Origin of the sequence: Streptomyces sp. NPDC003038 (assembly GCF_040611115.1) — a bacterium.
Lineage (GTDB): Bacteria > Actinomycetota > Actinomycetes > Streptomycetales > Streptomycetaceae > Streptomyces.
The window spans coordinates 98,672-119,056 of the sequence record NZ_JBEXNN010000002.1; the positions used below are offsets into that span (position 1 = coordinate 98,672).

Consider the following 20,385-nt stretch of genomic DNA (forward strand, 5'->3'; position numbering starts at 1 on the left):
TGTGGCGCTGCGGCGTCTCGCTAGAAGGTGAGGTTCCAGGAGTCGATCCTGCCGACGTCGCCGCCGGCGTTGTCGTTCACACGGAGCTTCCAGGTGCCGTTCGCGACCTCCGCGGAGGCGTTCACGGTGTAGACCTGGTTGATGTTGTCCGCGCTGCCGCCGGCCCGGTTGTGCACCGTGTACACGGTGCCGTCGGGGGCCAGCAGGTCCACCTTCAGGTCGCCGATGTAGGTGTGCACGATGTTCACGCCCACCTTGAGGGTGGCCGGAGCGTTGCCGGTCACCCCGCTGACGGTGAGCGGGCTCTCCACGGTGGTGTTGTCGCGGATGGCGAAGTCACCGAGGTTCTCGAAGTACTTGCCGGTCGGCGGGGTGGTGCCGCCCACCGCCTTCAGGGCGTCGACCTGGCCCTCGCCGAAGAAGGCGTTCTTCGCGGTGGTGCCGGTGCAGCGGCTGTCCGACGGGCAGGCGATGTCGGTGGCCTGGACGGCCAGCTTGTCCCGGATCTGGGCCGGGGTGATGCCCGGGTTGGTGCTGGCCAGCAGCGCGGCGACGCCCGCGACGTGCGGGGAGGCCATCGAAGTGCCGCTCATGCTGCCGTACTTGCCGCCCGGCAGGGTGCTGTAGATGCCGACAGCGTCGCCGCCCGGGGCCGCCACGTCGATGACGTCCTTGCCGAAGTTGGAGTACGAGGCCTTGGCGGTGGCGGTGCCCATCGAGGAGACCGTCACGACGCCCGGGAGCTCGGTCGGGATGTCGATGCAGGCGTTGGTGATGGTGCGGGTGACCGGCGTCGAGTCGTTCGGGCTCTCGGAGTCCGTCGTCTTGTTGGCGAGGTCGTAGTTGGAGTTGCCCGCCGCGGCGACCTGGAGCGAGCCCTTGCCTTCGGCGTACGCCTGGGCGCGCCGGGTGCCCTCGATGATGGCGGCCTGGTCGACGTTGTCCGGGCAGTTGAACTGCCACGGGTCCGTGTAATAGCTGTTGTTGGTGACCTTGAAGCCGTGGTCGCCCGCCCACATGAAGCCGCAGATGGTGTTCTCGGCGAAGAAGAGCGAGGAGCCGGGCTCGGCGATGCGGACCGAGGAGATCTTCACCCCGGGGGCCACGCCGATGACGCCCTTGCCGTTCTTCGCTGCCGCCACCGTGCCGGCCACGTGCGTGCCGTGGGTGCCGACGTCCCGCCAGGCGCCGGCGCGGGTGTCGGCCTTGCCGTAGGCGCAGGACGCGGAGTCGGCCGCGTTGAAGTTCGGCGCCAGGTCCTGGTGCTGGTCGTCCACACCGGTGTCCAGGATGCCGACCTTGACGGTGGCGGAGCCGGTGGTGACGGCCCAGGCCTGATCCGCCTTGATCTGCGTCATGTCGGCGCGGACCGGCTCGCCCGTCGGCGTGGTGGCCTGCGCCGGGTTGGCGGGCAGCGCCGGGTTGTAGGCGTCGGCCGGTACGTCCGAGGTGCGGGTGGCGCCGACCTGCTGGACGCCGCTCACGCCGCGCATCGTCGCGGCGAAGCCGCTGGACGCGGAGTGGGCGACGATCACGCCGATCGCGTCGTAGGACGAGAAGACGGTGCCGCCGTTGGCGGCGACGGCGGAGCGCACCGCCGAGCTGTCACCGGGGGCGGTGATCACGAGGTAGGCGCGGGTGCCGGCAACCCAGGTCGCACTCTGGGAAGTCGGCGCCGCGGCCTTGGCGGCCGGCGCGGGAGCGGGGGCCGGAGCGGAGGGGGAGACCGGGGCGGTGCCGGCGAGCGCGGCGGGAGCTCCGAAGGCCAGTGAGGCGCCGAGTGCGGCGGCCAGCACCAGAGTACGTCGAGGTCGGCTGGATATGTGGGGTATCAATGCGTCCTCCGATGACCCGGTGGTGCGGGTGGCACCTGCCGGGTCGTACGAAACGAGTGGTGGACGCAAGATGTCAGACGCATGCCCCGATATGGAAGTACCTTTTACAACACGGCAGTTCGTTTACCGGTGGCCGAAAACCGACTATTGGGGCGAGTGTGCTGTGAGCGTGCGCTGTGAGGGTGCGGTGTGCGCGTGCGCTGTGAGGGTGCGGTGTGCGCGTGCGGTGGGGAATGCGGGGCCGACCGGGCTGGGCACCGTGGGGGCGAGCCCTGCCCGGTCGGCCCGTGCGGGCGTACCGGCTACACCGGGACGCCGTCCTTGCCGCTGTCCGACCGGACCGGAACGGCGGTAGCCGTCCCGCCGGTTCCGGCGGATCCACGGGTTTCATCCGATGTACCGGACTCGGGGGACTCGGCAGGCGGCGTCCCGTGTCCGTCGTCGACGAGCGTCGTCTCGTCGAACGGCAGCCGCCCCGCGAGGACCTCGGTCGCCCGCTCGCGGTCGAACTCCTTCGTCCACGTCCCGATGAGCACCGTCGCGACGGCGTTGCCCGCGAAGTTCGTCAGCGCCCGCGCCTCGCTCATGAACCGGTCGATGCCCACGATCAGACCGACCCCGTCCACGAGTTCGGGCCGGTGTGACTGGAGCCCGCCCGCGAGGGTGGCCAGGCCCGCGCCGGTCACCCCGGCCGCGCCCTTCGACGCGATGATCATGAACAGCAGCAGCGAGATCTGCTCGCCCAGCGCGAGGGGCGTGCCCATCGCCTCCGCGACGAACAGCGAGGACATCGTCAGGTAGATCGCGGTTCCGTCCAGGTTGAAGGAGTATCCGGTCGGCACCGTGATCCCGGTCACCGGGCGCGACACGCCCAGGTGTTCCATCTTCGCGATCAGCCGCGGCAGCGCCGACTCGGACGAGGAGGTGGACAGGATGAGCAGGAGCTCACGGCCCAGATAGCGCAGCAGCGCGAACACGCTGACCCCGGTGCAGACCCGCAGCAGCGTTCCGAGCACCACGAACACGAAGAGCAGACAGGTCGCGTAGAAGCCGATCATGATGACGGCGAGGGACTTCAGCGCGTCGATGCCGGTTGCCCCGACCACCGCCGCGATCGCCCCGAAGGCGCCGACCGGCGCCGCCCACATGATCATGGCGAGCACGCGGAACACCAGCTTCTGCACATGGCCGATGCCGCGCAGCAGCGGCTCGCCCGCCGAGCCCATGGCCTGGAGTGCGAACCCGCAGAGCAGGGCCACCAGCAGTGTCTGGAGGACCTCGCCGCCGGTGAAGGCGGACACCAGCGTGGTGGGGATGATGCCCAGCAGGAACTCGGCCGTGGTCTCGGCCCCGCCCGCCTTCGCCTGGGCCTCGCCGGCGCTGCGCGCCGCCTCGGTCAGGTGCAGTCCGCTGCCCGGCTCCAGCAGGTTCCCGACCAGCAGGCCGATCGCCAGCGCCACCGTGGACATCACCATGAAGTAGCCGAGGGCGAGCCCGCCCACGGCCCCCACTTTGGCGGCCTTGCGGACCGAGCCGATGCCCAGCACGATCGTGCAGAAGATCACGGGTGAGATCATCATCTTGATGAGGCTCACGAAGCCCGTGCCCAGCGGCTTGAGCTCGACGGCCACGCCGGGTGCGGCGAAGCCGGTGGCGATGCCGAGCAGCACCGCGGCGATCACCGCGATGTAGAGATAGTGGGTCTTGTCGCGCCTGGCGGCCACGTCGCCTCCTGGTGGTGAAATACGTTCCGGGAGACCATCACCCGCCGCTGTGACCCCGGTCACCCTTGCGTTCATTGAGTTCACGGCCGGGTGCACACTGAGCGCCATGTTCCGCTTTCCCCGGCCCCCGCGCAGCCTCGCCGGCCAGCTCTTCGCCATGCAGGTGCTGCTGGTCGCCGTGGTCGTCGCCGGATGCGCCGTCTTCGCCTACGCCACCGCCCGCGGCCAGGCCGAGGAGGCCGCCCGGCGCCAGGCCGCGGCGGTCGCCCACGCGGTCGCCGACTCCCCGTCGGTGCGTGAGGCCGTACGGCAGGCGGGGCGCGGGAGTGACCCCTCCGCCGCGCTCCAGCCCTACGCGGAGCGGGTCCGTACCGACTCCGGGGTGGACTTCGTGACGATCATGGCTCCCGATGGGCGGCGCTGGACCCACCCCGACCCGCGCCGCATCGGCGAGCCCTTCCTCGGCAACACCGCGCCGGCCCTGCGCGGCGAGACCTTCAGCGAGACCTACACCGGCACCCTCGGACCCTCCATCCGCGTGGTCACCCCGCTGACGGACGGCGGCCGGGTCGTGGGCATGGTCAGTGCCGGAATCACCGTCCGGGCGATCAGCGACCGCCTCGCGGAGCAGCTCTCCGTGCTCGCCTGGGTGGCGGCGGGCGCCCTCGCCCTCGGCGGCCTGGGCACCTACATCGTCAACGCCCGGCTGCGCCGCCACACGCACGGCATGAACGCGGCCGAGCTGAGCGGGATGTACGACTACCACCAGGCTGCCTTGCACGGGGTCCGCGAAGGCCTGCTGATGCTCGACGGGCGGCGCAGGATCACCCTGATCAACGACGCCGGGCGGGAGCTGCTGGGCCTGCGCGGTGAGATCAGGGGCTCCGGCGTCACCGACCTGGGGCTGCCCGCGCCCCTCACGGGCGCCCTGCTCGCGGACCGGCCGCGGGTGGACGAGGTACACCTGACCGCCGACCGGGTGCTCGTCGTCAACAGCTCACCCGTCGCGGGCGGCGGCCGCCGCGGCACCGTGGTCACCCTGCGCGACCACACCGAACTACAGGCGCTGACGGGCGAGTTGAATCACGAGCGAGGCTTCACCCAGGCGCTGCGCTCCCAGGCCCACGAGGCTGCCAACCGGCTGCACACCGTGGTCTCCCTCATCGAACTCGGCCGCGCCCAGGAGGCGGTGGACTTCGCCACGGCCGAACTGGAACTCGCCCAGGCCCTCACCGACGAGGTGGTCACCGCCGTGGGGGAACCGGTGCTGGTGGCGCTGCTGCTCGGCAAGGCCGCGCAGGCGCACGAACGGGGCGTCGAACTCGTCGTCACCCCGGACAGCAGCGCCATCGACGGCAGCGGAGTACCTCCGGCCCGCGACCTGGTCACCGTGCTGGGCAACCTGATCGACAATGCCGTCGACGCGGTCACCGCCGTCCCGGGTGCGCGAGTCGCGGTCACCCTGCGCCCCGAAGGGGACGAGCTGCTGCTCCGGGTCGCCGACAACGGCCCCGGGCTGCCCGAGGGAGTGGACGTGTTCCGCCGGGGCTGGTCCGGCAAGGGGCAGGGCCGCGGCCTCGGCCTCGCGCTGGTCCGCCAGGTGGCCCAGCGCCACGGCGGCGACGTGAGCGCCGCGCAAGGTCAGGACGGCGGGGCGGAGTTCACCGTACGCCTGCCGGCGGCGCGGCAGCCGCAGCCGCCGCTGCCGCCGCACCGGGGCACCGCGCACGCCGCGGGCGGGTCGGCGTGAGCGGCCGCGACGACGTCCGGGTGCTGGTCGTCGAAGACGATCCGGTCGCCGCCGACGCGCACGCCCTGTACGTCGGCCGGGTGCCCGGATTCACCGCCGTCGGCGTCGTCCACTCGCTGGCCGAGGCCACGCGGGCCCTGGAGCGGACCCGCGTCGACCTGCTCCTCCTCGACCTGGGGCTGCCCGACGGCCACGGCTTGCGCTTCGCCCGTGGGCTGCGGGCCGCCGGACACCCCCTCGACGTGATCGTGGTGACCTCGGCGCGGGACCTGGCCGTGGTGCGCGAGAGCGTCTCGCTGGGCGTGGTCCAGTACGTGCTGAAGCCCTTCGCCTTCCCGACCCTGCGCGAACGGCTGCTGCGCTACGCCGAGTTCCGCGCGACGGCGGGCGAGGCGGCCGGGCAGGACGACGTGGACCGGGCGATGGCCGCCCTGCGCGCGCCCCGTCCCGCCGAACTCCCCAAGGGGCTCAGCGCGCCGACCCTGGACCGGGTCGCCGCGCTGCTGCGGGCGGCGCCGGAGGGGCTGACCGCAGCCGGGGCGGCCGAGGCGGCCGGAATCTCCCGGATCACCGCCCGCCGTTACCTGGAGCACCTGGTGGACACCGGCCGCGCGGACCGCACCCCCCGTTACGGCCAGGTCGGCCGCCCCGAGCTGCACTACCGCTGGCTGGCGGCGGCCGCCGGGCCGGCGGCCGGCTCGGTGTCGAAGGTGTAGAACTTGCGGTGGTCCAGCATGTCGGCCGGGGTCACGTCGTTCCACGGCCGCATCGTGTCGTTCAGGTCCACGACGTCGGCGGTGCCCGCGGCGGGCAGGTAGGTGGACTGCGGATGCCGGGCCTGCCACTCGGCCCACAGCTTGTCGACGTAGGCGTGGTGCATCCAGAACACCGGATCGTTGGGGGAGACCCCGGTGGCCATCTGTCCGCCGACCCATACGTGCACCCGGTTGTGCAGGTTGGCCCCGCGCCAGCCCTCCAGGTGGTTGCGGAAGCCGTTCGAGGAGCTGTTCCAGGGGGCCGTGTCGTAGACGGGCATGGCGAGTACGGACTCCACCTCGGCCTTCGTCGGCAGCTGGGCGACGCCGGTGCCGAGCGCGCGGCGCAGGTACGCACGTCCGTCCACCCGTACGCCTATGTCCCACTTGCCCGCCGCGTACGCGAACGCCCCGTCGAGGACCTGCCCGTCGCGGGCCCGGCCGGTGCCGCCGAGGAAGTCGGCGGCCCAGAGGGAGGAGCGGGCGGTGCGCTCCGTGGTCCAGTCCCAGTACGGGAGCGAAACGCCCGGATCCACTTTCTGCAGCGCAGCCTCGAACTCCAGTAGAAAGCGGCGGTGCCAGGGCAGGAAGGAGGGTGAGCGATGACCGACGCGGTCGCCGGAGTCGGTGTCGCCCATGATGAAACCGTTGTGGGTGGTGACGAAGCGGTCGTAGGTGCCGGTGCGCTTGAGCTCCAGCAGGGCCGCCGTGAAGGCGCGCTTCTCCTCGGCGGTGAGCGCGGCCTGGTTCTTGCGGACCGTCATGCCGTGCCTCCGAAGGGGACGAGAGCCGCGCCCTGGAGCTCGCGGACCGCTGCTCGGGCGAGCGAGACGGGGTCGGGAAAGGTCTCGTAGTGGTTGACGACGCTGATCCAGCTGCCGTCGGCGTTGCGCATCACGTGCAGTTCCCGTCCGTCTATGCGGACGGTGGGGAGCCCGGGGGAGTGGTGGCCGCCGTGCTGGCCGCCTCCGCCGGGGACGATCTGGATGCGGCGGCCCCGGTAGACCTCGTCGGCGCCCGAGGGCGCGGGTCGTGCGGGCCCGGAGACGGCCTTGGCGGTGGCGGCGGTGAGGCCGAAGACGGTGAGGGCGCCGACGGTGGTCCCGAGGGCCCGACGGCGGGTGATCTTGTTCATGACCCGAAGAAGTACCAGGATGCGGACGGCAGTTGACCGCTATCAGGACATCTGCGGATAAGTTGCCGGTAGAACTAGTTGGATGATCTTCCCGTCCGGCGCGGCTCCGACGTCTCGGACGGGAAGATCTGCGACCTAAAGCCTACTTGCCAGTAATTCATCCGGTGGAACCGGGCGGCTATGGAGGGGGTCACACGGCAGAGTCGGCCGGAAGCGGCGGTCGGGCGGCCGGCGAACCGGGCGAGGCGGGCGCGCCCGCCACGGTGAGGGCGCGCCGACACCGGCCCGGGCTCTGGAGAGGCTCAGACCGGCGGAGCGGACGGCCGGGTCAGCGGGCGCCGAAGTTCTGCGTCCACCACGGGCCGCCCGCGCCCTGGTGGATGCCCACGCCGATGTCCTTGAAGGAGCAGTTGAGGATGTTCTCGCGGTGTCCCGGGCTCTTCATCCAGGCGTCCATGACCTGCTGCGGAGTCTGCTGCCCCTTCGCGATGTTCTCCCCGTACGTCGACCAGCGGTAGCCGGCGTCGGTCGTCCGCTTGCCCGGGTCCTCACCGTCGGGGTTGGTGTGCGAGAAGAAGTCCCGCGCCGCCATGTCGGCGGAGTGCGCCTGGGCGGCCGCACGCAGCTGCGCGTCCTCCTTGAGGGGGCCGCAGCCGGCCGCCGCCCGCTCCTTGTTGACCAGAGCCACGACCTGGCCCGCCGCGCCCTGCGGCGCGGGAGCCGGGGACGGCGCCGAGGCGCGCGGCGTCGGGGAGTTGCCGCGGGTCTGCGCGGGGGTCGGGCTGGGGCTCGCACCGGGGCTCCCGGCGGACGGGCTGGGAGAAGCGGAGGCCGACGGCGACGGTGAAGCGGAGGGCGAGGGGGAGGAGGACGCGGAAGGCGAGGGCGAGGCCGCCCCCGAGGGCGTGCCGGCCGAGTCGGTGGCCGAGAGCGCCGCCAGAGGGGCGTCCGCGCCCGAGTCGGGCCCGGGGCCACCGGAACCGGGGAGCCCGCCGAGGTAGGCCAGGCCGCCGCCCGCGACGCACGCGGCGATCACCGCGCCGCCGATCACCCTGCGACGCCCGCGCCCGCGCCGGCGCTTGCGTACCGCGCCGCGCCCGGCCGCGCCCGGATCGCCCCCGTCCGGCGTGCCCGGCTCGCCCCCGCGACGCCGGGCCGCCCGGCCCGGGCCGGACACGGCCGGGGACAGCTGGGTCGCCGCGTCGGCGAAGTCCGCCGCACCGCCGTCGGCGAAGGCCGTGCCCGCGAGGTCGAAGCCGGCCGCTCCAGCCGGGCGCACGCTTGCCAGCAGGGCCGCCGAGACGGGTACGAGGGCCAGTCCGGCCAGCAGTCCCTCCGCAGGCACGAGACCGCTCCAGAGCCCGGAGCACCGTACGCATTCACGCGCGTGCCGGGCTATTCGCTTGCGCCACAGAGCCGAGGGCCGCCCGTCCCAGCCCGCCGCCACGGCCCGCAGCCCTTCGCACGCCGGCTGCGCCTCCAGGGCCCGCTCCACCACCCGCGCCGACTCCAGCTGCGCCTTCATGCGTTGCACCCGTACGGCCGTGTGCTGCGGAGACAGCTCCAGCGCGGTGGCCACCTCGGCCCGGGTCAGCTCCCCCGCGCACTCCAGCCACCACAGGGACAGCAGGGCCCGGTCGTCGGGGTCCAGCCAGCGCGTGGCACGGGCCGTCTCGCGCCGCTGCCCCGCCAGCTGGAGGCGTACGACGGTCAGGTCGGCGAAGTCGGCGCCCGGGTCGGCGACGTCCCCGGCGGCCTCCAGGCCGCTCGCGCCGAAGCCGCTCTGGCCGGCCTGCCAGTGCGCGCGTACCCGGTTCATCGCTATCGCCACGAGCCAGGACCGGAAGCTCTCGTCCGCCCGCAGGCCGCCCAGCCCGTCGAGCGCCCGCAGCATCGTGTCCTGCACCACGTCGTCCACGTCGCAGGACCCGTTCAGGGCCCGCCCCACGATGTTGTAGACCAGCGGCAGATGGGAGCTGACGAGCTCGTCCTGCGCGCGGGGATCGCCCGCGCGGGCCGCAGCCACCAGCGCTGCCGTGTCCTGAGTACTCATGTGATGTTCCCTGTCCGTACCGGCGGTCGATGATGCCCAATGCTTCGGAGACCATCGAGGGCCGCCTCGATAACAGTTATCCGGAACACTTATCAGGAAGTGGGTGCGCCCGGCGTGCCGACGACGTCACGGGCGCGGCCGGCCGGGTGAGGCGGGCGGCGCTGAAACGGCCCGATCCGGGACGGGCGGGGCGCACCGGCCGCCAGTGGCGCGGCGAAGGCAGCGCCCGCATCAAGCGGGTCGCGGCGGTGGCGTAGGCGACGCCGAAGAGGAGCGAGGCGAGGAACGCCAGATGCCGGGAGAAGCCGTCGATGAGCGGGAAGATCTGCCAGTGGGTCAGGTAGATGTACAGCGAACTTGTCGCCAGGAAACCCGCCATTCGGTTGATCCGCTCCCGGCTCGGCAGGGCCGGGACCCACACCAGGAGCGCGAATCCGGCGACGATGATCGCCTCCCGCCCCGGGTCGCCGGGGAAGAAGCCGGGCACCGTGGCCAGCGCAACGGCCGTGACCGCGAGGCGCCGGCGTACGGTACCGGCCTTCGCCGCGGCCCAGCCCAGCGCGAACAGCCAGAAGACGGTGATCGCGTCCGGGATGCGCGTACGGTCGGGCAGGCCGAGGAGGTCGTACCGGGTGAGCAGACCCACGGCGGCCAGCGACAGGGGCAGCGCGTACGGGAAGCGGCGCTCGGCCCGGTCCACGACGGGCAGGCTGAGGACGGCGACGGCGGCGATCAGGATGTAGACGAGGGCCTCGATGAACCAGAAGTGCATGCCCGTCTTGCTGTCCGGAGGCCCCAGGACGCTGTCGAGCAGCAGGAGATTGGCCAGGGTGTAGTCGTCGGAGAAGAGGCGGACGAAGCCGATCCAGGCCATGCTCGGCAGCGCGACGCGGGCGATGCTGATCCAGACCCGGCGGATCCGCTCGCGCCGTTCGGTGGTGGTCAGGTGGAAGCGGGCGAAGTTGTATCCCGCGAGGGCGAGCAGCAGGTGCGCGCCGCCCTTGATCCCGAAGACGTGGATGTGGGAGCCGACGATGCAGAAGATCGCCATGGCGCGCAGCGCGACCCCGGTCTCCAGGGCGCGGCCGCGGGAGGGCGTCGTGCGCTCCGGGGCCTTGAGTTCACGGATCGGCGTCGTGTGCCAGTTCGGCGGCAGGTGGCCGAGCCGCTCCTCCAGGTGGAGTGACATCTCCACGTACGAGAGCGAGTCCCCGCCCAGGCTGACGAAGGAGCTGTCCCGCGTCACGTCGGCCGGGGACCGGTCGAGGATCAGCGCGTACAGGGCGCACAGGGCTTCGGGGGTGGCGCCGGGGGCGGGCGCCGGCCTCGCCGCGGCCTCGCGGGCGGGGCGGGCCGACTCGCGTACGGCCCGGTAGTCGGGCTTGCCCGTCGGCAGGCGGGGGAGCTCGGACAGCACGCGGACCCGGACCGCGTGCGCCGGCAGACCGCACTCGCTCGTCACGAGTTTCCGGATCCGGCGCGCGTCCGAAGCACCGGCGGGTATGCCGCCGGCACGGACAGGGTCGGGACCGATCTCGTCGGGGCTGATCTCGGCGGGACCGATTCCTGCGGGAGGGAGTTCGTCGGGACCGACTCCCGCGGGGGCGAGTTCGGCGGGACCGATGGCACCGGAGCCCAGGGCGGCGATGGCGAGGGCTTCGTCGTCGCCGGCGCACAGGGCGGTGAAGCCGTGCCGGGCGAGCAGCGCCTCGACCTGTCCGGGGTCGATCCGGAGGCCGAGGATCTTCACGAACCGGCTGCGGCGGCCGACGATTTCGTAGAGCCCGTCCGCTGCGAGCCGGGCGATGTCGCCGGTGTGCAGCTCGTCCACCGTCCGGCCCAGTCCGAGGTCCCGAGGGGTGTGGGCGTAGCCCAGCATGACGTTGGGTCCGGCGTACACCAGCTCGCCGGTGTCCTCGCCGGGCCAGTCCGGCAGCGGCCGCAGGCGGAAGGAACCGCCGGGGACGGCGACTCCGGCGGCTTCGGGGCGGGTCTCGGCGAGGGCCGGAGGGAGGTAGGCCATGCGGGCCGTCGCCTCGGTCTGGCCGTACATCACGAACAGGTCCCAGCCCGCGGCCCGGCCCAGAGCGGCGTACCGCTTGACCCGGTCGGGCGCGAGCCGCCCGCCCGCCTGGGTCACGTAGCGCAGGTGGGGCAGTTCCATCGTGGCGAAGCCGGCCCGGTCGAGCAGGTCGAAGGTGTACGGGACGCCCGCGAAGGTCGATCCGCGGCCGGACCTGAACAGCTCCCAGAAGCAGGGGTCGGCGACCGACAGGTCGGTGAGGATCAGGCCGGCGCCGCGCAGCAGATGGCTGTGGATGACGGAGAGGCCGTAGCAGTAGTGCATGGGCAGGGTGGTGGCGGCGCGGTCGGTGTCCACGATGCCCAGGTACGCGGCGATCGATTCCGCGTTGGCCTGCAGGTTCTCGTGCGAGAGCCGGACGAGTTTGGGCGATCCGGTCGAACCGGAAGTACTCAGCAGCAGGGCGAGGTCCGGGTGCAGGACGTGCGCCGAGACCGGGCGCCGCTCGTCGAGAACCCACTCGCCGCCGTCGGGGCGTGCCACCACGTCCGGGTCGTACGCGTCGATGAGCGACTGCACGGCTTCGGGATGGTCGCCCGGCACCAGCAGGACGGGGTGCCCGGCGGCGAGGGCCGCGAGGTGGACGACGAGCGCGCCGAGTGTGTTGGCGCCGACGAGCAGGACCAGGCGGCGGTGCGGGCCGAGGCGGCGGGCGGTCGCGCCCACGCGCTCGGCGAGCTCGGTGTAAGTCACCGGCCCGTCCGGGGTGAGGACCGCCGTGCGGTCGCCGTGGCCGGCGAGGCCGACTGCGAACGGGACGGTCTGTGCGCCTGGGAGCAGGCCGGAATCGGCTATCACGCAGCGCATCTTAGGAAAGGCTTACCTCACGGCATAGTCACAGAGATGTCACATCCTGCCCATTGAAGATCCATAGGAAATACACCTGTAGGGTCGGCTCCGCCGCCTGTTCGACGCGATCAAAACGTTGCGTGCGTCACTCTTGACCTTTAGGTTAGCTTTACCTTACTTATTGGGCATTCACAGGTTCACGCTGCTCGCTGTGACCACGCCGCACACGCTGCACACGCAGGAAGGCATCCCATGCGACGCCCCTTGGCCCGACGGCTGTCCGCGCTCTTCGCGGCAGCGCTTCTCCTCCCCGCCGTCGCAGGCTGCGGCAGCGACGAGGACGACGCCGGACTGGTGATCTATTCAGGCCGCAACGAGAAGTTGGTCAAGCCCCTCCTCGACGAGCTGGAGAAGGCCGTCGGCACCACCGTCGCCGTCCGCTACGGCGAGAGCGCCGAACTGGCGGCCCAGATCCAGGAGGAGGGCGGCAAGACCAAGGCGGGCCTGTTCTTCTCGCAGGACGCCGGAGCCCTCGGCGCGCTCTCCGGCAAGGGCCTGCTGGAGAAGCTGCCCCAGGAGTCGCTGGACAAGGTCGACCAGGCGTTCCGCGGCGGTGCGGGCGACTGGGTCGGCACCTCCGGACGCGTCCGCGTCCTCGCGTACCACCCGGGCCAGGTCGCCAAGGTGCCGGACAGCGTGCACGACCTGGTCAAGCCGGAGTGGAAGGGCAAGATCGGCTACGTCCCGACCAACGCCTCCTTCCAGGCCTTCGTCACCGGCATGCGCGTCCTGGAGGGCGACGACGCCACCCGCACCTGGCTCAAGGGCCTCAAGGCCAACGAGCCGAAGGTGTACGACAACAACCTCAAGGTGCTGGACGGCGTCGGCAAGGGCGAAGTCTCCCTCGGCCTGGTCAACCACTACTACTGGTACGAGCAGGTCGCCGAGAAGGGCGAGGACAAGGTCCGCTCCAGGATTCACTTCCTGCCGGGCGGTGACCCGGGAGCACTCGTCAACGTGGCCGGCGTAGGCATCGTCAAGGGCACCACGCAGGCCCCGGTGGCACAGAAAGCTGTCGATTTCCTGCTCTCGGAGAAGGCGCAGAAGTATTTCGCCGACGACACCAAGGAATACCCGCTGGCCGCCGGAGTGACCAGCTCGGTCAAGGACCTCCCGCCGCTGGCTTCCCTGGACGCCCCGAAGATCGACCTCGGCAAGCTCGAATCCCTTCAGGAGACCCTGAAGATGCTGCAGGACGTCGGGATGGTCTGAGCCGTCATGCACTCCCCGGATCCCGTCGCGCCCGCGGATGCGCCGGCGCCGACTGACCGCGTCGCGCCGACTGGCCTCGCCGCACCGGTGGGTCCCGCGGCGTCGGTGGGTCCCGCGGCGTCGGCGGGTCTCGCCGCTTCCCCGCTCGCCCGCCCGGCCGGCGCCGCCTCGCCGGCCGGGCGCCTGCGCGCCGAACGCCGTCCGTCCGCCGCCCTGTTGGTCCCCGCGGCCGTCGCCGCGGTCTTCGCGCTGCTGCCCCTCGGATACCTCGCGGTCCGCTCCCTGGAGCGAGGCCCCGCCTTCGCCTGGGACGTCATCGCCAACGAGCGCACCGCCCAGCTGCTCGGCCGGAGCCTCGGCCTCGCCGCAGTCGTCGTGACCGCCTGCCTGCTGCTGGGCGTATCGCTGGCCTGGCTCACCGTGCGTACGGCCCTGCCCGGCGCCCGCGCCTGGTCGGTCCTGGTCACCCTGCCGCTGGCCGTGCCCAGTTACGTCGCCGCCTTCGCCTGGCTGTCCGTCCTCCCCGGCCTCGCGGGCTTCACCGGCGCGGCCCTCGCGCTGACCCTGGTGAGCTTCCCGTACGTCTACCTGCCCGTCGCGGCCGCGCTGCGCGGCACCGATCCGGCGCAGGAGGAGGTCTCCCGCTCGCTCGGCCACGGGCCGGTGCGGACCTTCCTGCGCGTCACACTGCCGCAGGTGCGCCCCGCGGCCGCCGGCGGGGCCGTACTCGTCGCGCTGTACGTGTTCTCCGACTTCGGGGCGGTGTCCCTGATGCGGTACGACACCTTCACCCGCGGCATCTACACCTCCTACCGGGCGAGCTTCGACCGCACTCCCGCCGCCGCGCTCAGCGTCGTCCTCGTGGTGATGACCGTCGCACTCGTCGCCGCGGAGGCCCGCACCCGCGGCCGCGCGGGCCACGCCCGCACCGGCGCGGGCACCGCGCGCCCGGCGCTCCCGCTGCCGCTGGGCCAATGGCGGGCGCCCGCGCTGGCGTGGTGCACGGCCGTCACGGCCGTCGCCGTCCTCACCCCGCTGGCCACGCTCGCGTACTGGCTGGCCGTAGGGAACTCCGCGACCTGGAACCCGGCGGCCCTCCTCGACACCGCGGGCACGACGCTCGGGGTCGCCGCCGCGGGCGCCGCGCTCACCACCCTGCTCGCCCTGCCGGTCGGGGTGATCGCGGCCCGCCACCGCGGCCGAACGGCGCACCTCCTGGAACAGTCCGCCTACGCGGGCCACGCGCTCCCGGGCATCACCGTCGCGCTGTCCCTGGTCTTCTTCGCCGTCCGCTACGCCGAGCCCCTCTACCAGGAGCTCCCGCTCCTGGTCTGCGCGTACGCCGTACTGTTCCTGCCCGTCGCGGTAGCCGCCACCCGAGCCGCGGTACTCCAGTCCCCGCCGGTGCTCGAGGACGTCGCCCGCTCGCTCGGCCGCAGCCCGCTGCGCGTGCTGCGCGAGATCACCGTGCCGCTGGCGGCCCCCGGCGTCGCCGCCGGCGCCGCGCTGACCTTCGTCGTGTGCATGAAGGAACTCCCCGCGACGCTCGTGCTGCGCCCCACCGGCATGGACACCCTGGCCACACGCCTCTGGACCGAGACCGGAACCGGATCGTTCGCCGCCGCCGCGCCCTATGCCGCGGCGCTGATCCTGCTGGCCGCCGTCCCGTCCTACCTTCTCGGAAGGCACCGCACATGAGCGATCTGCAGATCACGGGACTGACCAAGGCGTACGGCGGCGGTGCCACCGTCCTCGACGGACTCGACCTCACCGTCCCCGCCGGCTCGCTGACGGCCGTCCTGGGCCCCTCGGGCTGCGGCAAGACCACGCTGCTGCGCATCGTCGCGGGCTTCCTGCGCGCGGACGCGGGCACCGTCGCCATCGGCGGCCGCACCCTCGGCGGGCCCGGCGTCCATCTCCCGCCCGAGCGCCGCCGCATCGGCATCGTCCCCCAGGAAGGCGCCCTCTTCCCGCACCTCGGCGTGGCCCGCAACATCGCCTTCGGCCTGACCGGCCTCGACCGCGGCGCCCGCCGCCCACGCGTCGAGGAGATGCTGGAGCTGGTCGGGCTCGCCGGCTACGGCGACCGCATGCCGCACGAACTGTCCGGCGGCCAGCAGCAGCGCGTCGCCCTCGCCCGCGCACTCGCCCCGCAGCCCCAACTGGTGCTGCTGGACGAGCCGTTCAACGCCCTAGACAGCGCCCTGCGGACCGGCGTACGGGCCGACGTGCGGGCCGCCCTGCAGGCCACCGGGGCCACCGCCGTCATGGTCACCCACGACCAGCAGGAGGCCCTGTCCACGGCGGACCTCGTCGCCGTCGTGCGGGAGGGCCGGGTGGCGCAGTGCGGCACCCCCGAGGACGTCTACCACCGCCCGGCGGACCCGTGGGTGGCCACGTTCGTGGGCGACGCGGTGATGGTCCCCGGCACCGCGGACCGGGGCGCGGCGACCACCGCCCTCGGACGCGTCCCGCTGGTGGGCGCGCCCGAGGGCGGCCTGCGGGAGGGGCTGGTGCTGCTGCGGCCGGAACAGCTCCGGCTGAGTGACGCCGCCTCGGCGGCGGCCACGGGCACGGTGACCAGCGTCCGCTTCTACGGCCACGACGCCATGGTCACCGTCGCCGTGGACGGCATGGCGGAGCCGGTCGACGTCCGGGTGTCCGGTCCGGCGCCGGTACGCCCCGGCGGGCGCACCGGCGTCGGGGTCACCGGAGAGGCCACCTTGCACCCGGCCGGCGCCTGACCGCAGGGCGCGGCGCGCGAGTCCGAGCCGGCTCACTCGGGCGCCGCCACCGCCTCCAGGATGCGAGGGACTTCTCCGGCGCGGACCCGGCCGCCGAAGTCCGGCCCCCGCGCACACCGCTCCCGGCTTCTTCCGTTGACACGGCAACGCCCTGCCTGGGTAGGGTCTCGACCACTTGGTTCCGGTACACGGCATCGAGTTCCACTACGTGGAACCCAGGGAGGCTTCTTGTCCTGCCATCCGTACGCGGTGATAGCCGCCCAGCGCCTGCTTCCCGTACTGCGCGACGCCGACGCCGACGAGGCTGTCCGCCACACCACCGCCCTGCTCGCCGCCGGCTGCCGCGCCGTCGAGCTGACCACCTCCACCCCCGGCTGGACCGAAGCCGTCGCCCGCACCGCTCCCCTCGCCGACGCGTACGGCCGCTCCGCCCTCATCGGCGTCGGCACCGTCACGACCACCGCGCAGGCCGAAGCCGCCCTGGACGCGGGCGCCGCCTTCCTGGTCTCCCCGTACCCCGCCCCCGAGGTCCGCGAGGTAGCCGCACGCCGTGGAACAGCCTTCATCGAGGGCGGGTTCACCCCGGGCGAGATCGCCTCCGCCGCCCGCTACGCAGGCGCCGCGAAGGTCTTTCCGGCCCACGTCGGCGGGCCGCCGTTCATCCGCTCCCTCAAGGCCGTCCTCCCCGAGGCGCTGATCATCCCGACCGGCGGAATCCTGCCCGGCGAGGCCCGTGACTGGCTCGCCGCGGGCGCGGGCGCCGTGGGCATCGGCGGCGGCCTGCCGGTCGATCCCGCCGAACTGGCCGCCTTGTTCGCCGCGTTGGCTCGCCCGTGCTGCGCCCGGTGCGCGGCCCCCGCCACGGAGGGCGGGCGGTGACCGCGGCTGCCGCCGCCCCGGCCGGGTACGACGTACTCGTACTCGGCGAAGTCCTCGTCGAGATCCACGCGGACACCGCCCTGCGGGACGCCGCCGACGGCACCGGAGCCCGGATCTCCTACTCCGGTGACGCCCTCAACGCCGCGGCAGCCGCGGCGGCCGCCGGGGCCCGCACCGCCCTGCTCGCCGTCGTCGGAGACGACGCGCTCAGCGTCCCGCTGCTGCGCCGCGCCGCCGAGCTGGGGGTGGACGTCTCGCACGTACGCCGCGCCGCACGGCCGAACGGCGCCTACCTGCTCGCCGCCGACACCGAGGGCGACCGCGAGTTCGTCTACTGGCGCACCCGCAGCGCCGGTTCCACCCTCGGCCTCCGGCACATCGACTCCTGGCGGGCGCTGCTGACCCATGCGAAGGCGCTCATCACCAGCGGGATCACCGGCGCCCTGACCCCCGCCGGCCGCGACGCCGTGCTGGCCGCCGCCGAGGCCGTCCACGAGGCCGGCGGACACGTCTCGTACGACGCCAACTTCCGCTCCCGCCTCACCACTCGGGCCCAAGCCCGGGAACTGCTGGCCCGGATCGCCCCGTTGACCGGCCTGCTCAAGAGCTCCTGCCCGGCCGACGCGCTGGCGCTGGCCGGCACCGACGACCCGCGCACCGCGGTGGCCGGCTACCGCGCGCTCGGCGCCCGTACGGTCGCCGTCACCGCGGGCACCGGCCCGCTGCTGCTGGAGGACGGCGCGAGCACGACGTACCACCCCGTGCCCGCGAACCCCGATCCGGTCGACGCGACCGGCGCCGGGGACTGCTTCACCGGCACCACCACCGCCCGGCTGGCGCTGGGCGACACCCTCTCGGACGCGGTGGCGTACGGCCTGGCGGCGGCCTCCCTCTCCGTTTCCGGGCGCGGCGGCACCGGACGCGTGCCCTCCTTCGCACAGACGGCGGCCCTGGCCGCCGCGCACGCCGGGCGCGGTGCCGCCCGGGCTGACGCGGCCCGTCGCGCCTCACCCGGCCGACGACAGGAGGGTGATGTCCTGCGGTGAGAGCTCGATCGCACCAGCGGCGATGTTCTCCACCAGGTGGTCCGGGTTGCCGGTGCCCGGGATGGCGAGGACGTGCGGCCCGCGGTTCAGCGTCCACGCGAGCCGCAGCTGCGCCGCGGACACCCCGTGGGACTCGGCCACGGCGCGCACCTGAGGAGTGTCGTCCGTGCTCGCCCCCGCCTCTTTGCCCGCGCCCGCGATGGCGAAGAAGGGCACGAAGGCGACGCCCGCCTCCCCGCACGCGTCGAGGAAGGCGTGGTCCTCGGCCGGGGAGCCGACCCCGTACGGGTTCTGCACGCAGACCACGGGCGCGATGGCCTGCGCCTCGGCGAGGTGGTCGGGCCGGGCGTTCGAGATCCCCAGGTGCCGGATCAGCCCCGCCGTGCGGAGCTCGGCGAGCGCCCCGAAGTGCTCGGCTATCGAGCCGGTGGTCTCCCGGCGCTTGACGCGCAGGTTGACCACGTCCAAGTGGTCCCGGCCCAACTGACGCAGATTCTCCTCCACCTGCCCCCGCAGCTGCCCGGGCTCGGCCCACCACCACTCTCCGGCCGCGTCCCGGCCCGGCCCGACCTTGGTGGTGATGACCAGCTCGTCGGCGTACGGGGCGAGCGCCCGGTTGATCAGCTCGTTGGCCGAGCGCAGCTGGGAGAAGTAGAAGGCGGCGGTGTCGATGTGGTTGACCCCGAGCTCGACGGCCCGCCGCAGCACGCCCGTCACCCGCTCCCGGTCGCTGGGGGAGCCGTCGGCGAGGTGCGTCAGCCGCATCGCGCCGAAGCCCATCCGGTTGACGGTGAGGTCGCCGAGTTTCCAGGTGCCCGAGGCGGCCGCGGTGATCTTGCCGTATGTCATTCGGGCACTCTCGCACGGACCCCGTACCCGCTGGTAGGGGCCTCTTGGGCGGGGGCCGGCCGGGCCGTTCTGGCCGCTGCTCCCCGGCCCTCGTACGGGAGCGGGTCGGCGACCCAGCCCGCGGCGAGGACCAGCCGGGAGGTGCGGTGGACGGCGAGGAAGCCGAAGGGGCGGCGGAAGGAGACCTCGACGCGGCGGGCACGGTGGCTCGCCGGCGGCGGGGCGCAGCCGGGCCGCGCCGCGACGGCGGTGACCGCCGCGGCCTCGAAACCCGCGGCGTGGAAGCGGGCCAGGGCCGACTGGCGTGCGGAACCGATGGCCAGCGGCTCGGAGCTGATCCCGGGGAAGTGCCCGTGTCCCTGGTCCGTCGCGGTTTCCAGCCCGAACACCGAGGCGTTCTCCAGCAGATCGTGTTCGGCGAGCAGCGAGAAGGCCACGGTGTCGATGCGCAGCAGGGGGTGCGGGCTGCGTGAGTCGACGGTGCTGACCGTCAGTCCGGGACCGGGACCGGGACCGGGGCCGGGGCCGGGGCCGGGGCCCTGATCCGTGTCCTGATCCGGACCATGATCCGGACCATGATCCGGACCATGATCCGGACCCGCATTGCTCTCCGGGAGCCCGGTTCCGTCGACGGACGGCACGTCTCCCGTGATCACCGAGATTCCGGTCGCCAGTACGTCACCGGGCGGGCTCACCGGGTCGCCGAGGAGCAGGTGGACGTCCACGTCACCGGTGCCCGGAACCTCCAGGGCCGTGACCGGGCCGGTGCGGCCCTGTGCCACCCGGATGCGGTCGAGTGAACCGGTGGAACGGGACAGGCCGCGCAGCGTGCGCCCCGCCCACGGCCCCTCCTGCGCCGGGACCGGCCGCTCCATGAAGGGTTCCGCCCACTTCAGCCGCAGGGCGAGCGCCGAGGCGAGGATCAGCCGCGTGTCCTGCCGGAGGGAGACCGGCATGTGCCTGATCAGGCCGTCGGTCCGCTCCGATGCCCAGGCGTCCACGGCCTTGCGGTCGGTGTCCGCGTCGCCGGTCAGCACTCCCCGGGAGCCATCCGGCAGGCGGGCCGACCAGCGCTCCTCCAGGGGGAGGCCTGACTTCGCCCACACTCCGGTGGCCGACCGCAGATCCCGTACGCCGTCCAGCGCGGCCAGCAGCTCCCGGGCGGCCTCGGCGGCGTCCTCGGCCGATATGCCCAGGACCTGCGCGAGTTCGGCGCGGGCCCGGCCGGCCGAGCCGTCGGCCAGGAGGGCGAGCAGCGGCCAGACCCCGGCCGCAGTGAAGACCGTGCCCCCGGCCCCGGCCGGGGCCTTCGCGGCCCAGTGCTTCGTGAGGCGGTTGACCGCCCGTACCGTCGAATTCCTCATGCGGGGGAGCGTACGTGGAGGGGCGCCACCGGGCCGGATGGAGTCCGCGGCCCGGCGGCGCCGGTCAAGTGGCCGGTCAAGTGGCCGGTCGCGTGGCCGGTCTTCGG

General features: G+C 73.2%; 15 protein-coding genes. 7 read left to right on the forward strand and 8 right to left on the reverse strand.

All coding sequences use genetic code 11. From position 1 onward, the window contains the following. Positions 1-20: 20 nt before the first annotated feature. Complete coding sequence (locus ABZX75_RS03120) at positions 21-1,796, reverse strand: S8 family serine peptidase (RefSeq protein ID WP_355407220.1); 1,776 nt, start codon at positions 1,794-1,796, stop codon at positions 21-23. 341 nt (positions 1,797-2,137) lie between these two features. Then, a complete protein-coding gene (locus ABZX75_RS03125; protein ID WP_355407222.1) occupies positions 2,138-3,559 on the reverse strand; it encodes a cation:dicarboxylase symporter family transporter in 1,422 nt (473 codons plus the stop codon). 106 nt (positions 3,560-3,665) lie between these two features. Between ABZX75_RS03125 and ABZX75_RS03130 the strand changes: the two genes are divergently transcribed. Beyond that, positions 3,666-5,309: a sensor histidine kinase gene (locus tag ABZX75_RS03130; protein ID WP_355407224.1), complete on the forward strand. Its 1,644-nt coding sequence runs from the start codon at positions 3,666-3,668 to the stop codon at positions 5,307-5,309. Next, entirely contained in the window at positions 5,306-6,025 is a 720-nt protein-coding gene (locus ABZX75_RS03135; RefSeq protein WP_355407226.1) for a response regulator, read from the forward strand. Before ABZX75_RS03130 ends, ABZX75_RS03135 begins: the two co-directional genes overlap by 4 nt. Here ABZX75_RS03135 and ABZX75_RS03140 read toward each other — a convergent pair. The 4 genes from ABZX75_RS03140 to ABZX75_RS03155 all read right to left on the reverse strand — a co-directional run bounded on the left by ABZX75_RS03140 (position 5,968) and on the right by ABZX75_RS03155 (position 12,133). After that, entirely contained in the window at positions 5,968-6,828 is an 861-nt protein-coding gene (locus ABZX75_RS03140; protein WP_355407228.1) for a tyrosinase family protein, read from the reverse strand. The two genes, ABZX75_RS03135 and ABZX75_RS03140, sit on opposite strands and share 58 nt — an antisense overlap. After that, positions 6,825-7,199, reverse strand: coding sequence for a tyrosinase cofactor (locus ABZX75_RS03145; protein WP_355407230.1), 375 nt, complete (start codon positions 7,197-7,199; stop codon positions 6,825-6,827). The genes ABZX75_RS03140 and ABZX75_RS03145 overlap by 4 nt, the downstream gene beginning before the upstream one ends. A gap of 328 nt (positions 7,200-7,527) precedes the next feature. Continuing rightward, a complete protein-coding gene (locus ABZX75_RS03150; protein ID WP_355407232.1) occupies positions 7,528-9,252 on the reverse strand; it encodes a sigma-70 family RNA polymerase sigma factor in 1,725 nt (574 codons plus the stop codon). 76 nt (positions 9,253-9,328) lie between these two features. Then, positions 9,329-12,133 (reverse strand): AMP-binding protein, encoded by a 2,805-nt coding sequence (locus ABZX75_RS03155; RefSeq protein WP_355407234.1) that lies wholly within the window; start codon positions 12,131-12,133, stop codon positions 9,329-9,331. Between the two features lie 243 nt (positions 12,134-12,376). On the opposite strand from ABZX75_RS03155, the gene ABZX75_RS03160 reads away from it, so the two are divergent. The 5 genes from ABZX75_RS03160 (at position 12,377) to ABZX75_RS03180 (ending at position 18,065) form a co-directional block, all read left to right on the forward strand. Then, positions 12,377-13,396 (forward strand): iron ABC transporter substrate-binding protein, encoded by a 1,020-nt coding sequence (locus ABZX75_RS03160; protein WP_355407236.1) that lies wholly within the window; start codon positions 12,377-12,379, stop codon positions 13,394-13,396. 6 nt (positions 13,397-13,402) lie between these two features. Continuing rightward, the gene (locus tag ABZX75_RS03165; RefSeq protein ID WP_355407238.1) at positions 13,403-15,094 is read left to right on the forward strand and encodes an iron ABC transporter permease; all 1,692 of its coding nucleotides are present in this window, start codon (positions 13,403-13,405) and stop codon (positions 15,092-15,094) included. Further along, entirely contained in the window at positions 15,091-16,140 is a 1,050-nt protein-coding gene (locus tag ABZX75_RS03170; protein ID WP_355407240.1) for an ABC transporter ATP-binding protein, read from the forward strand. The genes ABZX75_RS03165 and ABZX75_RS03170 overlap by 4 nt, the downstream gene beginning before the upstream one ends. Before the next feature lie 228 nt (positions 16,141-16,368). Continuing rightward, positions 16,369-17,019 (forward strand): bifunctional 4-hydroxy-2-oxoglutarate aldolase/2-dehydro-3-deoxy-phosphogluconate aldolase, encoded by a 651-nt coding sequence (locus ABZX75_RS03175; RefSeq protein ID WP_355407242.1) that lies wholly within the window; start codon positions 16,369-16,371, stop codon positions 17,017-17,019. Next, complete coding sequence (locus tag ABZX75_RS03180) at positions 17,016-18,065, forward strand: PfkB family carbohydrate kinase (protein ID WP_355407244.1); 1,050 nt, start codon at positions 17,016-17,018, stop codon at positions 18,063-18,065. Before ABZX75_RS03175 ends, ABZX75_RS03180 begins: the two co-directional genes overlap by 4 nt. Here the strand turns inward: ABZX75_RS03180 and ABZX75_RS03185 are convergent. Both ABZX75_RS03185 and ABZX75_RS03190 read right to left on the reverse strand, forming a co-directional pair. Next, the gene (locus tag ABZX75_RS03185) at positions 18,027-18,914 is read right to left on the reverse strand and encodes an aldo/keto reductase (RefSeq protein ID WP_355407246.1); all 888 of its coding nucleotides are present in this window, start codon (positions 18,912-18,914) and stop codon (positions 18,027-18,029) included. The two genes, ABZX75_RS03180 and ABZX75_RS03185, sit on opposite strands and share 39 nt — an antisense overlap. After that, on the reverse strand, positions 18,911-20,278 hold the full coding sequence (locus ABZX75_RS03190; protein WP_355407248.1) for a serpin family protein: 1,368 nt from the start codon (positions 20,276-20,278) through the stop codon (positions 18,911-18,913). Before ABZX75_RS03190 ends, ABZX75_RS03185 begins: the two co-directional genes overlap by 4 nt. Positions 20,279-20,385 lie beyond the last annotated feature (107 nt).